This window comes from Bartonella sp. M0192 (genome assembly GCF_016102305.1).
GTDB classification, from domain to species: Bacteria; Pseudomonadota; Alphaproteobacteria; order Rhizobiales; family Rhizobiaceae; genus Bartonella; species Bartonella apihabitans.
In genome coordinates, this window is sequence record NZ_JACFOU010000001.1 from 1,954,085 (window position 1) to 1,969,727 (window position 15,643).

At 47.3% G+C, this 15,643-nt stretch carries 10 protein-coding genes; 4 read left to right on the top strand and 6 right to left on the bottom strand.

Annotated elements, in window-relative coordinates; translation table 11 throughout:
- Positions 1-18 precede the first annotated feature (18 nt).
- On the top strand, positions 19-2,499 hold the full coding sequence (locus H3S82_RS08590) for an ATP-dependent helicase (protein ID WP_198233154.1): 2,481 nt from the start codon (positions 19-21) through the stop codon (positions 2,497-2,499).
- 113 nt (positions 2,500-2,612) lie between these two features.
- Here H3S82_RS08590 and H3S82_RS08595 read toward each other — a convergent pair whose 3' ends face one another.
- On the bottom strand, positions 2,613-4,328 hold the full coding sequence (locus H3S82_RS08595; protein ID WP_198233146.1) for a thiamine pyrophosphate-dependent enzyme: 1,716 nt from the start codon (positions 4,326-4,328) through the stop codon (positions 2,613-2,615).
- A 107-nt stretch (positions 4,329-4,435) separates the two neighbouring features.
- Positions 4,436-5,077, bottom strand: coding sequence for a DapH/DapD/GlmU-related protein (locus H3S82_RS08600; RefSeq protein ID WP_077973574.1), 642 nt, complete (start codon positions 5,075-5,077; stop codon positions 4,436-4,438).
- Positions 5,078-5,289: 212 nt separating this feature from the next.
- Between H3S82_RS08600 and H3S82_RS08605 the strand changes: the two genes are divergently transcribed.
- The 3 genes from H3S82_RS08605 (at position 5,290) to H3S82_RS08615 (ending at position 8,743) form a co-directional block, all read left to right on the top strand.
- Positions 5,290-5,895 (top strand): SCO family protein, encoded by a 606-nt coding sequence (locus tag H3S82_RS08605; protein WP_198233147.1) that lies wholly within the window; start codon positions 5,290-5,292, stop codon positions 5,893-5,895.
- Between the two features lie 17 nt (positions 5,896-5,912).
- Positions 5,913-6,782, top strand: a complete 870-nt coding sequence (locus tag H3S82_RS08610) for a 50S ribosomal protein L11 methyltransferase (RefSeq protein WP_198233155.1) — start codon at positions 5,913-5,915, stop codon at positions 6,780-6,782.
- Positions 6,783-6,916: 134 nt separating this feature from the next.
- Positions 6,917-8,743 carry an aminopeptidase P family protein gene (locus H3S82_RS08615; RefSeq protein WP_198233148.1) on the top strand — a complete coding sequence of 609 codons (1,827 nt, stop codon included), beginning with the start codon at positions 6,917-6,919 and terminating at the stop codon, positions 8,741-8,743.
- A 467-nt stretch (positions 8,744-9,210) separates the two neighbouring features.
- Here H3S82_RS08615 and H3S82_RS08620 read toward each other — a convergent pair whose 3' ends face one another.
- The 4 genes from H3S82_RS08620 to H3S82_RS08635 form a co-directional block, all read right to left on the bottom strand.
- Positions 9,211-10,140: a DMT family transporter gene (locus tag H3S82_RS08620; RefSeq protein ID WP_198224305.1), complete on the bottom strand. Its 930-nt coding sequence runs from the start codon at positions 10,138-10,140 to the stop codon at positions 9,211-9,213.
- A complete protein-coding gene (gene ligA / locus H3S82_RS08625; protein WP_198233156.1) occupies positions 10,133-12,292 on the bottom strand; it encodes an NAD-dependent DNA ligase LigA in 2,160 nt (719 codons plus the stop codon). The genes H3S82_RS08620 and ligA overlap by 8 nt, the downstream gene beginning before the upstream one ends.
- 626 nt (positions 12,293-12,918) lie before the next feature.
- The gene (recN, locus tag H3S82_RS08630) at positions 12,919-14,586 is read right to left on the bottom strand and encodes a DNA repair protein RecN (protein WP_198233149.1); all 1,668 of its coding nucleotides are present in this window, start codon (positions 14,584-14,586) and stop codon (positions 12,919-12,921) included.
- A gap of 6 nt (positions 14,587-14,592) precedes the next feature.
- Entirely contained in the window at positions 14,593-15,486 is an 894-nt protein-coding gene (locus H3S82_RS08635) for an outer membrane protein assembly factor BamD (protein ID WP_198233150.1), read from the bottom strand.
- Positions 15,487-15,643: the final 157 nt, after the last annotated feature.

A 15,643-nucleotide genomic window follows, 5' to 3' on the forward strand; every position in this document is an offset into this window, starting at 1 on the left:
ACCATTAGATTGGTGATGATGACCGATTTTCCTGACGATATACCGTTTTTTGATGATGAGCCGAAAAAGCCGACGCCGCAATCTTCTGCGCACGATGAAGCTCGTAATGGTCAAACTGGTTTGGCAGAACGCGCCATGGCTGCGCGCCGTAATGCCAATGCTGACGCCGATTATCTTAAAAAACTCAACCCCGAACAACGCCTTGCTGTAACAACAACGGAAGGTCCGGTTCTGGTTCTGGCCGGTGCAGGCACGGGAAAGACGCGGGTTTTGACCACACGCATTGCCCATATTTTGCGGCTTGGCCTTGCTTATCCGAGCCAGATTCTGGCAGTCACATTCACCAATAAAGCCGCGCGTGAAATGAAAAACCGTATCGGTGAACTGGTGGGTGGCGCGGTTGAAGGTATGCCGTGGCTTGGCACTTTCCACGCGATCGGTGTCAAAATTCTTCGCCGTCACGCGGAGCTTGTGGGGCTCAACAGCAATTTCACCATTCTTGATACGGATGACGTAATAAGGCTTATCAAACAGCTCATTCAGGCTGAAGGGCTTGACGACAAAAGATGGCCGGCTCGCACTTTTGCCAATATGATTGACGGGTGGAAAAACCATGGCCTTGCGCCTGACCAGATACCGGAAGGTGATGCCCGCTCATTCGGCAATGGTAAAGGACGCGAGCTTTATCGTGCCTATCAGGAACGTTTACAAACGCTGAATGCCTGTGATTTTGGCGATTTGTTGATGCATCCCATCCATATTTTTCAGAAAAACGCCGATGTTTTGCGCGAATATCATAAAAAATTCCGCTATATTCTGGTCGACGAATATCAGGATACCAATACAGCACAATATTTATGGTTAAGGCTATTGGCACAGCGCCCCGTCGGACAAACTGTCAATCTTTGTTGCGTGGGTGATGACGACCAGTCAATTTACGGCTGGCGCGGTGCCGAAATTGATAATATTTTGCGTTTTGAAAAAGATTTTCCCGGTGCCACTGTCATTCGTCTTGAACGCAATTACCGCTCGACTTCGCATATTCTGGGAGCTGCATCCTATCTCATTGCCCATAATGAAGGCCGGTTGGGTAAAACGCTTTTTACCGATAGCAAAACGGAAAATGACCAGAAGGTCAAAGTCCATGCTGCCTGGGATTCGGAAGAAGAAGCGCGCGCTATTGGTGAAGAAATCGAGCAATTACAACATCATGGCCTAGCTTTGAACGACATTGCCATTCTTGTTCGCGCCTCCTTCCAGATGCGTGAATTTGAAGACCGGTTTGTCACATTAGGGCTTAATTATCGCGTTATCGGTGGCCCGCGTTTTTATGAGCGGCAAGAAATTCGCGACGCGCTCGCCTATTTCCGTGTTGTTACACAACCCGCCGATGATCTTGCATTCGAGCGTATTATCAACACGCCCAAACGTGGCCTTGGTGAAGCAACCGTTCGTCAAATTCATGATACAGCTCGTGCCCGCAATGAGCCTATGCTCAAAGCCTCTCAGGAAATGGTAGAAACCGACGAATTGAAGCCCAAGGCCAGAAGTTCTTTGAGAAAACTCGTCGAAGATTTCCGCCGTTGGCAGAATATGCTTGATAATACTCCCCATACCGAACTTGCAGAAATTATTCTGGATGAATCCGGCTATACCGCCATGTGGCAGGCTGATCGTTCTGCCGAAGCTCCGGGGCGTCTTGAAAACCTGAAAGAACTTATCCATTCCATGGAAGATTTCGAGAGTTTGAGAAGTTTTCTTGAACATGTTTCGCTGGTTATGGATACAGAAAAGAACGAAGATATGGATGCGGTCAATATCATGACGCTGCATTCGGCCAAGGGGCTGGAATTCAACACCGTATTTTTGCCCGGTTGGGAAGAAGGGCTGTTTCCCCATCAACGTTCACTTGATGAAGGCGGGCGTGCGGGGCTTGAAGAAGAGCGGCGCCTCGCTTATGTCGGGCTTACCCGTGCAAAGGAAAACCTGCATATCTGGTTTGTTTCGAACCGGCGCATTCACGGGTTGTGGCAAACGACAATACCATCCCGTTTTCTTGATGAACTGCCCAACGAACATGTTGAAGTTGCAGAAGTAGAAACATCCTATGGCGGTTATGGGCAATCGCGCTTTGATCGGCAGGAACCGTTCCAGAACAATTATTCGACACCTGGCTGGCAGAGAGCCAAAAAAAATGCAACCGACGCGACACGCACCAATTGGGGTAACCGCTCGGGCGCCAATGTGGAACGCATCGGTTATGGGGAAGTCGATTCCGGCTATGGTGCAGGACGGGCAGCGCGTTCAAAGACTATAGAAGGCGAACTTGTCGCCAAATCCGTTTCCGACAAACCGTCCGAATTCAGCGTGGGTGACAGGGTTTTTCACATCAAATTCGGAAATGGCAATGTCGCAGCGATTGACGGAAACAAACTCACCATCGCTTTTGATAAAGCAGGCGAAAAACGCGTGCTCGACAGTTTTGTCAAAAAAGTCTGAGCATCTTTTGTCCACCGGCTTTCATCCGGTTTTATCGCTGCTTCCCTAAAATTTAAAAAAGGCAGAAAATAAATCAATTTTCTGCCTTTTATTTTATCAAATCGTTCAAGCGATTATTTGATGAAATTGTGAATAAGCAGATCGGTTACATCTTTCACACGTCCCTGCATAATCGCCTTGGTACCATAAAGTGCCATTCCGGAAACTTCACCGGCCGTTACCTTTGGCGGCATAACCAGTTCATATCCGCTGGTTTTGACATCAAGAAGTGCCGGACCTTTGGCACTCAAAAAGGCTTTGACAGCGCCTTCGAGTTCTTCCGGCTTGTCAACCTTCCAACCTTTAATGCCAATCGATTCGGCGAGTTTTGCAAAATCGGGATTTTGCAAATCGGTGTAGTGATCAACCAGTCCTTCGACCTTTTGTTCAAGTTCAACAAAGTTGAGTGAAGAATTGTTGAAAACCACAATCTTGATGTCAACCTTCTCCTGAACAACAGTCAAAAGCTCACCCATCAACATGGCAAGGCCACCATCACCCGAAAGCGATATAACTTGTCTGTCTTTATAGGCTTTTTTGAAGCCGATAGCCTGCGGCAAAGCATTTGCCATAGTTCCATGGGAAAGACTGGCAAGGGTTCTTCTCTTGCCATTTGTTTTGAAATGGCGGAGCAACCAGACCATTGGCGAACCGCAGTCACCAGTAACCAGCGCATCGTCGTCGGCATATTGATTGATAAGCGAAACGAGATATTGCGGATGAATAATCGATTTTGAAACAGCGGTTTCCTTCGCTTCGGCTTTTTCTGCCTCGGCTTTGGTTTTCAGACACTGGTCGAGAAAAGCGGTATCGGTCTTTTCGTCAACATATTTCAAAAGTGCTGCCGCTGTCGATTTGACATCCCCGATCAACCCCATATTGACGGGATGACGGCGCCCCAGATGGGTTCCATCCTCATCCACCTGAATAATCGTCGCTTTATCAGGATAAAATTGCGTATAAGCGAAATCGGTACCAAGCAGAAGCAAAGTATCGCAATGTTCAACCATGTCAAAACCGGGCTTTCCACCCAACATGCCATTCATTCCCATATTATACGGGTTGTCATATTCGATGAAATCTTTCGATTTTGATGAATGCCCGATTGGTGCTTTCAATTTGGCAGCCAAAGCGACCACCTCGTCATGAGCCCCCTTGACACCCGAACCGACATAGATTGCAACTTTTTTGCCCTTGTTCAAATGGGATGCAACTTGTTCAAGTTCGCTATCGGAAGGACGAATAACCGGATTCGGCCGATGAACGCTATATTGCGTGACATGGCTTACCGTTTGCATGGAAACATTAACCGGCAGAACAATGACAGCAACACCTCTTTTTGTCAGTGCTGCCTGACATGCTTCGACGGTTATGCGTTGGGCTTCCTCCGGGTTCAAAATTTGCTCGCAAAATACCGAGCAATGTGAATAAAGTGCGGGAAAATCGACTTCCTGCGGCCATTCACTGCCTATAACTTCGGTTGAAAGCTGGCTTGCTATAGCCACAACCGGAGCGCGATTGCGATTTGATTCATAAATTCCGTTGATAAGATGCAAGCTCCCCGGCCCGCACGAGCCTGCGCATGCACTCAATTCGCCAGTCAAATAAGCTTCTCCTCCTGCTGCCAAAGCAGCAGCTTCTTCGTGGCGTGTATGGACCCACTCGATTTTCGAGCGATATATCGCATCGGTGATATAGTTGAGTGTATCACCGACAATGCCGTAACAATGTTTCACACCTGCGTTTTGCAGTGTTTCCACGATAATCTCGCCAACACGTTTAGAAGACATTCACAATTTCCTTTCAAAATTGAGATACGTTGTAATTAATGAAATAAACAACGAGAAATTGAAAATAAATTCCTTGTCAATCACGCGTCTTTGATGATTTTCTACTCTCAGACCAGCTTTTTCCACTTTGCAATAAATTCTTCAGCCGAGAGTTGTTGCATATCGGGTATAGCTTCATAAAGTGTGTTTAGCGGCCAATTCCACCAGCAAAGGTCGAGAAGCGCCTGAATGATGTAGTCGGGAAATCTCATTCTTATTCGCTTTGCCGGAACGCCGCCGACAATCTCGTAAGGAATGACATCTTTGGTTACAACAGCATTGGCACCGATCACCGCACCATGACCAATGGTAATCCCCGGCATCACCACTGCTCCGTGCCCGATCCAGACATCATGACCCAATGTCACGCGTTTATTATGTCTCCGCTCGCGAAAAGCACTATCCAGTGTCATGAAACGAAAATATTCATTCGGACGGTAAGTCATTTTATGCATGCTTACCCGTTCCATCGGATGTTCAAGAGCATTGAGCCGCACATTCGAAGCAATCGAACAAAAACGGCCGACATCGGTATATATTGCTTCACCATTGCGCTCGAAATAGCTGAAATCTCCAACCGTCACATCACGTAAGAGAACCCGTTCGCCGATTTCGGAAAAACGGCCAAGTTTACAACCGTGGAGTTTGGCTGTTGAATGGATGCGCGGTTCACTATCCTGAAAGCGTTGATCTGTTGGCGATATGCTCATGATAATCTGGTATATTGAATACTGCGTTACCATAAAACGCATAGACTAGAAGTGCAATCCCGACTATTCTCCCCAAGCTTGTCGACAATTATTATTTAAATTCCGCTTTTCATTGCAGTATCGTTTTCATACCGATATATTTTGAAATATCATCTTCAGGGGTCACGCGAGTGGCTTTTATGACGATGCTTCAAGCTCAAGGGATTTTGGCAATGACGAGTGAAACCAAAAGTACTGTTTCAAGTGTTTTTTACATTGTTTTATTGGTTGCGGTTTTTATGGCCTTCATATTTGGTTGGCAAACCTTCGTCAGTCCGCCACTGGGTGAGGATTTTAGCCTGACCGATTCCAATGGAAAAACCGTTACGCAGGTTGAACTTCGCGAAAAGCCGTCTGCGATATTTTTCGGTTACACAATGTGTCCGGATATTTGCCCAACAACATTGATGAGTATGACCAATTGGATCAAAGAATTGGGGCCGGATGCGGATAAAATCAATATCTGGTTCATCACGGTGGATCCCGAACGGGATACTCCGGAAGTTCTCCATGATTATTTATCGAATTTTACCGATAAGGTTATCGGTATAAGTGGCGATCCTGCAAAAGTTCACAAACTGGTATCATCTTTCAACATTGCAGCCGAAAAGGTTCCGGGTGAGAATGGCGATTATACTTACGACCACACAGCGGCAATTCTTCTTACCAAAAAAGGCGGCCAATTTGCCGGCGTAATCCCTTATAGCGTGGAAGAAAACAGAAATGAATTGAAAGACCAGATTGCTATAGAGCGTCTCAAGAGTCTGGCAAAACAATAAAAGACATAAGGATAAAAATTTTGGGACAGATCCGTCTACATTATAAATCGCCGAAACGCGAAGCTGAAAAACAATATGAACTTCTCGATCACGCCTTCGAAGATGATGCCTTTCCCCTTGCGATAACAGAAATAGATGAAGCCAATGGAATCTATGAAGTTTCACTCTATGTGGATGAAGCTGAAAAGAATTCGGTACTTCCCCGCTTTGCGCAAGTTCTGGGCGTCAATGAAAACAAAATAGAAATTGAAATACTTCCGGATATTGACTGGGTAAGTCATAGTCTTGAAGGGCTCGGACCCGTGCGCGCGGGACGCTTCTTTGTTCATGGCAGTCATGACCGTGACAAGGTTAAACCGGGTGATCTTGCAATCGAAATCGATGCCGGTCAGGCTTTTGGTACCGGCCATCATGGAACGACAGTCGGCTGCCTTGAACTTATCGCCGACGTTATTGAACATGAAAAACCACAAAATGCACTTGATCTTGGAACAGGGAGCGGAATTCTGGCAATCGGCATCGCTTTGATCAAGCCGATTAGAATTCTAGCAACCGACATTGATCCGATTGCGATCAAAGTAGCAAAAGAAAATTTTGCTTTAAACGGCGTGGCCAAAACAATAACAGCCATCACGGCCACCGGCCTTGACGATGAAGAAATTAAAAAGCGCACCCCCTTTGATCTGATCGTGGCAAATATTCTCGCCAATCCCTTGATCGAACTTGCACCACAAATGGTTCCTGCACTTAAAAAAGGCGGTTCTATCGTGCTTTCCGGCATTCTGGAAGAACAGCATGATCGTGTGGTCAAAGCTTTCGAGGCGGAAGGCGCAAAATACATCAAAACCTTGCATCATGAAGGCTGGGTTGCCATTCATTTGAAATAGGGTGACGATCAAATAAAATAGGTGGCCAATAAACGATCGGACATTTGGCCATTTCACAAAAATAACAGGTGATCGAATTGCCCGATCATAGCGATCATAATTCTTTCACCGATTAGACAATCAGAGGCGATTTTATGTTTCAATCATTTGAAATTGCAACAAATCCCGATAACGCAAAGGCTCGTGTTGCGGCGTTACGCAAGGAAATGGAAAAACTCGGGCTTGATGGCTATCTGGTGCCAAGAGCGGACGAACATCAGGGGGAATATGTACCTCCCCACGCCCAGCGGCTGCAATGGCTCACAGGTTTTACCGGCTCGGCCGGCGTTGCACTGATTTTGAAAGATAAAGCGGTTATTTTCGTTGACGGGCGTTACACTTTGCAGGTGCGCAACCAGACAGACGGAAAAATATTCACTTATGCCGATCTCATTTCCTGCCCGCCTTCCCTTTGGCTTGAACAAAATACCAAAGGTTTGAATATCGGTTTTGATCCATGGCTTCATACCGTTAATGGCGTCAAAGCACTGAAAAAAGCCGTTGAGGAAAAGGCTCATGGCAAACTTGTCGGTACGGAAAAAAATCTCGTCGATCTCATCTGGCATGACCAACCGGAACCGCCGCTGACGCCGGTTACAATCCAGCCTCTCGACTATGCCGGTGTTCCTGCCGATAAAAAGCTTGAATTGATGGCAGAGAGCTTGAAAAAAGACGGGTGCGATCTGGTATTATTGACAGACCCCTCGTCGATCGCATGGGTTTTCAATATTCGCGGCAATGACGTTTCCAATACACCTTTTTCCTTGTCTTTTGCTATTCTTCGGGCAAAAGGCCGGCCATCTTTATTTATCGACCAGCGCAAGCTTGGAGAAAATGAAAAGAAATATCTTGCCCGTTATGTCGACATTTTCGAACCTTCCGCATTGATACCGGAAGTTATCAAAGAAGCGGGAAAAAAATGCTGTTTTTCACTTGATGGGCAACTTTCGGCCGAGAAATTGCGTCAGGTGATTGTCGATCATGGCGGTATAATTAAAGATTTGCGCGATCCGGCACGTTTGCCGCGTGCAATCAAGAACGAGGCGGAACTTAAAGGAAGCCGTCAGGCCCATGCGCGCGACGGTGTGGCACTCTGTCGCTTTTTCTCGTGGCTTTCACGGCAAAAACCCGCCACAGTGGACGAGATTTCGGCAGCAACGAAACTTGAGAGCTTCCGTGCCGATACTGCCTTGAAGATGGGTTCAAAACTTGAAGATCTGTCATTTGATACAATTTCGGGAAGTGGCAGCGATGGAGCGATTATCCATTATCGGGTTAACACTGCAACCAATCGGCCTCTCAATGAAGGCGAGCTTTATCTCGTCGATTCCGGTGCACAATATCGTGATGGCACAACCGATGTCACCCGCACTGTTGCAATCGGCCACGCAGGTGGGCAAGAAAAACGGTGTTTCACACTTGTTCTTAAAGGAATGATCGATCTTGCCTCGGCGCGTTTTCCGAAAGGTACGCGTGGGCAGGACGTTGATGTTCTGGCGCGTATTGCTTTATGGAAGGCGGGGTTGGATTTTGCCCATGGCACAGGCCACGGCGTCGGCTCCTATCTTGCTGTCCACGAAGGCCCACAAACCATTTCAAAACGTGGCGCACAAGAACTTTTGCCTGGAATGATTGTTTCCAATGAACCGGGCTATTATCGCGAAGGTGCATTCGGCATCCGCATTGAAAACCTGCTTGTTGTCAAACCGGCCGAACCGGTCAAGGGTGGCGATAGTGATATGCTCGGTTTCGAAACTCTCACTCTCTGCCCGATTGATCGCAACCTTATTGCAGTTGAAATGCTGACAAATGAGGAACGCAAATGGCTAAACGCCTATCATGCCCGCGTCATGAAAGAAAATGCACCACACCTTGATGATGTTGATCGAAAATGGCTTGAAAGAGCAACGCAGCCTCTTTGAATCTGAAACAAAACGCGAAAGAAAAATCTTTCGCGTTTTTCATTCCGCAAGTTTGGTCACTTGTCACTGCACGATAACCTTTCAGCAACTAACGCAGCCTTTGAAGACTAAAGGTCGTCTTCAGAGACGGGCTATGCTTACAAGACCAAAAAGCAAGAACGAGTAAGGCAAAACGCTTGGACTCCTCGCAAAATCGGCGCCAACGAACGTAACTCTAAACCACATATCATAAATGATTTTGAGTACGGGTATAAATCGCTATATCCTTGCAAAAGAATTGAACACTTTCACCAATCCGACGTGGCAAAGGCTCCAATGCGACATGCAGCTGAGCGCAGACGATAAAGGTGAAATATAGAGCGATGAATATCCCGAAATTGCGGCTCGTTTTTGCCTTATAACCGCCAGTCCGGTTCATAATTCGACGCGGGGAGACAAACTTTCGTGTATACAAAGCTTCGTTAGCGCTACTTCACGACGATTTTTGCGGCCTTTACCTGTTCGCGGAAGAACACGAACAAACCGCTTCCCACCACCAGAGCAGCACCAACCAGCGTCAATATATCCGGCATATCACCAAAGACAATATAGCCGATGATAACCGACCATACGAGCTGCAAATAGTTGAATGGCTGAATCACAGTAAGAGGTGCAAGGCTCAACGCTTTGATCATCAAAAAATGGCCGATAACCGAGGTAAAGCACAAAGCCACGAGTATCCATACATAGTGGCTATCCATATGAACCCAAAAGAACGGAAGTCCCAGATTCATAACCACAAGGCCGACAAGCCCGACATAGAAAAACGATGTTTGTGGCTTGTCAATACCGCCAACGAGCCGTGTCAAAGCCATGTAAAGGGCGAAAAACAATGCCGCAACGAGTGCCCAGATTGCGCCGACAGACAACACCCCACTTCCAGGTCGCAGCATAATCAATATGCCGACAAAACCGATAACCAGCGCACTCACTCTTCTCCAGCCAACCTTTTCCTTCAATAGAAATACCGCTATGACCGTACCGAAAAGCGGATAGGACTGGAAAATGGACGTTGCTTCGGCAAGCCCCATGACACGAAAAGCCAAAGCAATGGCAATGAGTTCCAGAAGAAGCAACAAACCACGCAAACATTGGACAATCGGGCGCTTGCTCTTGATATTGGCAACAAGACCGCCACCTGCCGTTTTTGCCATATAGACACCGGCAAGGAAAAACACCCAATAGCGCACCATAACAATAAAAGTAGCCGGATAATTATGAACCAGCGTTTTTGTCATGGCATCCTGACAGGCAAAAATAACCGTGGCAGCAAGTGCAAGGCTAATTCCCAAAAAGTAACGAGGCTCTGCCGATGGCGGCATTTTTGCATGAAATTCCGGTGGCGCCGCTTTACGCATTTTCCTCACCAATCAGTTTGAACCACTGATCTTCGTCAATAATTTGCACTCCCAACTCCTGTGCTTTCGTCAATTTTGATCCTGCTCCGGGGCCAGCCACAACAAGATCTGTCTTTTTCGAGACAGATGCCGCAGTTTTTGCCCCCAATCTTTCTGCCATTGCCTTTGCTTCGTCACGGGACATGCGCTCCAGCGAACCGGTAAACACAATTGTTTTGCCCTGTACCGGCGACCCGTCTGTAACCGGCAAGACTTCATCCAAAGGTGTTACCTCGGCAAGCAAGGCTTGCAAAATATTGCGATTATGCTCCTCACCATAAAAATCGACAACAGCTTCGGCAACAATAAAACCTATGCCTTCAATATTGGTGAGCTCATTCCATGCATCATTTCCGCTTTCACCGCTATTTTCTTCCGGATAACGTGCCGCCAAAGCTACCTCTTCGAAAGCTTTATAGTTTTTGTAAGCGCGCGCAAGTCTTCTTGCATTGACTTCGCCAACATGGCGAATACCGAGCGCAAATAAAAACCGGCTTAGCGGTATTTGCCTGCGGGCATTGATTGCATCATAAAGTTTATGAACCGACGTACGCCCGAAACCTTCAATATTTTCGAGCTTGCTCAAAGCTCCCTTCTGGCGTGCTTCAAGAGTAAATATGTCAACGGGGCTGCGGATTGCCAAATTTTCGTCTTTGGCATTGAAGAAAAATTCCACCTGTTTTTCACCAAGTCCCTCTATGTCAAAGGCATTGCGGGAAACAAAATGGCGGATACGTTCCATTGCTTGCGCCGGACAGATGAGACCACCCGTGCAGCGACGAACCGCTTCCCCCTCTTCCCGCACTGCATGGCTTCCGCAAGCCGGACAAATATGGGGAAAAATAAAAGGCTCGGCCGTCTTCGGACGGCGTTCCTCGACAATGTCGACAATTTGCGGAATAACGTCACCGGCGCGCTGGATGACAACCGTGTCACCAACACGAATATCCTTGCCGTCACGAATGGTTTCCCCTTTATTGCCAATGCCTTTGATATAGTCCTCATTATGGAGTGTAGCATTGGTAATGACCACACCGCCGACGGTAATCGGTTCAAGGCGGGCAACCGGTGTCAAGGCACCCGTGCGCCCCACCTGAATATCGATTGCTCTAAGAATGGTCATAGCGCGCTCGGCCGGAAATTTATGGGCAATTGCCCATCTTGGCGAACGCGAGATAAAGCCGAGCCGCTGCTGGAGTGCGAGATCGTTAACTTTATAGACAACGCCATCAATATCATAATCAAGATCAGCACGTTGTTCTTCGATTGCATGAAAATGTTTGAGCAGTCCTTCGGCCGAATGAAATAGTTTCGTCAACGGATTGACCGTAAAGCCATAAGAGCGGAAAACATCCATCATACCCAATTGCGTATCGGCTGGCATGCGGCTGACTTCGCCCCAGGCATAAGCAAAATATTTGAGCTTGCGCCGTGCGGTAATGCTGGCATCAAGTTGGCGGAGCGACCCCGCAGCAGCATTTCTGGGATTGGCAAAAACCTGCTTGTGTTCAGCTTCATGACGCTCGTTCAAAGCCTGAAAGTCCGCATGCGCCATATAACACTCGCCCCTAACCTCGATAAGATCAGGATAATTGCCTTTCAAAACATGTGGAATATCGGAAATCGTCAACGCATTGGCGGTAACATTTTCACCCACTGTTCCATCCCCGCGGGTTGCTGCTGTTACGAGTTTTCCGTTTTCATATCGTAAAGACAAGGACAGGCCGTCGATCTTCGGCTCGGCGCTGATATCAAGCTCGTCATCATCTTTGAGGCGCAAAAAACGCCGGATACGGTCAACAAAATCATAGACATCCTGATCGGAAAAAGCATTATCAAGCGAAAGCATCGGGATGCGATGACGCACTTTTTCAAATTTTTCGGAAACTGTGGCGCCAACTTTGCGGGAAGGCGAATCCGGCCTGATCAATTCCGGAAAACGCTGTTCAATGGCATTGTTGCGCCGGCGGAGCGCATCATATTCGCCATCCGATATTTCCGGCTGATCTTTGGTATTATAGAGATAGTCATGGTGGGCAATTTCTTTTGCCAGCCGTTCCAATTCCTGTTTTGCCTGTTCGGCCGTGAGATCATCAACTGAAATATCTTGCATCATCGGTTTCCAGAATTCTTAAAAGTGAGCCTGACAATATAATCGCTATCTGTTTTCTATTCCGTGAAAACAAACATTGAATATGGCTCATTTTTAACAAGTGACCATATGTTTAGCTGATAAAACAGGAAAGAACCACAGCCAAGCGCCGGTCAGACACTTTTATTTTATAATTCACAACTCTGCTTCACGTTTTCTACACAATAGCTATTTTTTCCGATTTATTTCACTTCAATCCGGCTGGGTGAATATCCCGCTTTGCTGTTTAAAATAAAACAACTTCAGGACATAAAATTGTCTCCAGAAACAAGCCCTTTTTATTCATATCCTGAATTGAAGTGTTTCATAAAATCACACGTCCCACAAAAGCGATTATTCTTAACAAGGGCGAATATTGTCGAATAATCAACGGAGATCCCATCTCTTGAATGGCATTGCGGTTTTCCCGGTTTTCATCAGCACACACGATCTTGCCAATCGATATTCCGGCTTTTCTGAACCGATGCTGCAACTTTATTTTTCAAGAGGATATAGCCGCTTGATTGCGACTGATTGAACGGTTTTTCGAAAAATAGTTTTCGAGATTTTTCAGGCTTGTTACGCCGTTGCTTTTAGATCCCATTTCACTATTTTGCGTTCAGCAGTTTTAACGCCGCAGCACGAGCCTCATCAGTAATATGTTCGCCTGCAAGCATACGTGCAATTTCTTCCGCGCGTTCATTGATGTCGAGTTTATGGACACGGGTAATCAGGCGGTCACCATCCCCATGTTCAGATTTGGAAATCAGGAAGTGGCTGTCGGCTCGCGCAGCCACTTGTGGTGCGTGCGTTACAGAAAGCACTTGTACACCTTTGGCAAGTCTTGACAATCTTTGCCCGATAGCGTCGGCAACCGCACCGCCAACACCTGTATCGATTTCATCAAAAACCAGTGTCGGAGCAGAACCGCGATCGGCAAGAGCCACTTTCAAAGCCAGAAGAAAACGCGACAATTCACCGCCCGAGGCCACTTTCATCATCGGGCCGGCACGTGTTCCGGGATTTGTGCGCACCCAATATTCAACCCTGTCTATTCCTTCCGGCGTACGTTCTTCTTTGTTGCTTTCGATATTGACAATAAATTCCGCCCGTTCAAGCTTCAGGGCTGGTAATTCGGCCATGACCGCTTTCGTCAATTCTTTCGCCCGTTCATGCCGTTTTTGCGAAAGTTGTTCGGCCGCCTTATCATAATCTTCAAGGGCTGTAGCAACTTCTTTTTCAAGTTTTCCGACGGTTTCCTCGCTCTCATCAAGATCTTTCAAATCCTGATCCATCTTGTCGCGCAACTCCGATAGATTGTCAGCGGGAACATTATATTTCCGTGCGGCGGCACGCAAAGCAAACAACCGTTCTTCGACATTGCTTAATTCTTGTGGGTCAAAATCAAGCGCATGCATGGCCGCATCAACGCTATCTTGTGCAAGGCCCAAAGCTTCAAGCGCATTATCAATTGAATCGACGATCGGTTTGACAAGCTCTTCCGCTTCAGGAATTTTTCGTTCGAGACGTCGGACGAGATTTGCCAAAACCGGAACCGGTGATTGTGCCCCGTTCAACATATCTCCGGCCTCATTGATGTCGCCTGCAATTTTTTCGGCTTTCATCATATCGGTACGTCGGATTGCCAAACTTTCTTCTTCGCCTGCCTCGGGGCTAAGCTTATCCAGTTCTTCAACAGACGAACGCAAATAGTCCGCCTCACGCAAAGCTTCCGCAACTTTTTCGCGATGCTTCTTCAACGTTGTTTCGAGATTATGCCAGTGCCGATAACGCTCGCTCACCGCCTTGAGATCTTCATCCACACGCCCATAAGCATCAAGAAGATCGCGATGGGAGGCAATATCGACAAGCGCCCGATCAGCATGTTGTCCATGAATTTCTACAAGCTCGTGACCGACGTCACGCATCAAAGAGACACTTGCCGCCTGATCATTAATGAAGACTCGCGAACGACCATCGGAGGACTGGATGCGACGAAGGATGATATCGCCTTCGTCATCAAGGCCATTTTCTTTGATAAGTTTTCTGGCCGGATGGTCGATCGGCACATCAAAAACGGCCGTCACCTGCCCGCTTTCGGCCCCATGACGCACGAGGGAAGCGTCCCCACGCCCCCCAAGTGCCAAAGACAAAGAGTCAAGCAGAATAGACTTGCCAGCACCGGTTTCACCGGTAAGTACCGACAGGCCCGCGTCAAAGTTGATATCGAGCCTTTCGATCAGAACTATGTCGCGGATCGAAAGCTGTACAAGCATCTATGATCAGGAACCTTTTTTCAGCCCGGTTTTGTTCAACGCACGGGATATCCACGAGGCTTTGTTTTCTTGAGGTGCTACCCCACCCTTTTGCAGCAGGTTGAAAGCGTCCTTATACCATTTGCTTTCCGGATAGTTTTGCCCAAGAACAGCTGCCGCCGTTTGCGCTTCCGAGGTCAGACCCAAAGCATAGTTTGCTTCTGTCAAACGATAGAGTGCTTCCTCGATCTGGTTCGTATTGGAATATTCTTCAACAACGGTGCGATAACGCTTGATAGCCGAAAGATATTGTTTGCGTTCCTGATAATAACGGCCGATCTGCATTTCTTTACCGGCAAGTTGCTCACGCCCGAAACGTATCTTGGTTTTGGCATCATCGACATATTCCGAATTAGGATAGCGGTCGACAACTTCCTGCATAGCAGCAATTGCGCGTTTGGTATCTTTCTGGTCACGCGTAATATCGGGAATCTGCCGGAAATATGAAAGGCCGATAATGTAATAAGCGTAAGCGGCTTCCTCGGATGTCGGATAAAGAGCAATATAGCGCTTGGCCATATTGACCGCTTCGTCGTAATTGCCCTTGCGGTAATTGGTAAAAGCCCCCATAACAAGAGACTTGCGTGCCCATTCGGTGTAAGGATGCTGACGATCAACCGCCTCGAATTTTTTGGCAGCTTCGCTTAAACGACCGGCATCCAGATTGGCCAGAGCCTGATTATAAAGAACGTCCGGCGGGTCGATTTTATCGACATAGGATGTCAGATCGACATCCTTGTCTTTTTTCGAACAACCGGCTGTCAGGCATACGCTGCCAAGCATCAGCCCGATAATGACTTTACGCAAGATAGTGGATTTGTTTGCTCCAGCATCCATAAAACACGAATTCAACTTCGTCATGCTCTCTCCGGCCTTCCGGCATACCCTTGTTTATCGAAACCCTAAAGACATCACCCAGCGCTTGATCAAGACCGAATAGAAGTCATGGGAGGTTATTATCGGCATTATCAACCTATAACATTAATATTGAATTAGCCGATTTTTACTCAATCGGTCA

Coding starts and splice junctions, on each gene's coding strand:
- ligA (WP_198233156.1), bottom strand. CDS start 12,292: ATGCAAGATATTTCAGTTGATGATCTCACGGCCGAACAGGCAAAACAG.
- H3S82_RS08590 (WP_198233154.1), top strand. CDS start 19: ATGACCGATTTTCCTGACGATATACCGTTTTTTGATGATGAGCCGAAA.
- H3S82_RS08620 (WP_198224305.1), bottom strand. CDS start 10,140: ATGCGTAAAGCGGCGCCACCGGAATTTCATGCAAAAATGCCGCCATCG.
- H3S82_RS08635 (WP_198233150.1), bottom strand. CDS start 15,486: ATGACGAAGTTGAATTCGTGTTTTATGGATGCTGGAGCAAACAAATCC.
- H3S82_RS08605 (WP_198233147.1), top strand. CDS start 5,290: ATGACGAGTGAAACCAAAAGTACTGTTTCAAGTGTTTTTTACATTGTT.
- recN (WP_198233149.1), bottom strand. CDS start 14,586: ATGCTTGTACAGCTTTCGATCCGCGACATAGTTCTGATCGAAAGGCTC.
- H3S82_RS08595 (WP_198233146.1), bottom strand. CDS start 4,328: ATGTCTTCTAAACGTGTTGGCGAGATTATCGTGGAAACACTGCAAAAC.
- H3S82_RS08600 (WP_077973574.1), bottom strand. CDS start 5,077: ATGAGCATATCGCCAACAGATCAACGCTTTCAGGATAGTGAACCGCGC.
- H3S82_RS08615 (WP_198233148.1), top strand. CDS start 6,917: ATGTTTCAATCATTTGAAATTGCAACAAATCCCGATAACGCAAAGGCT.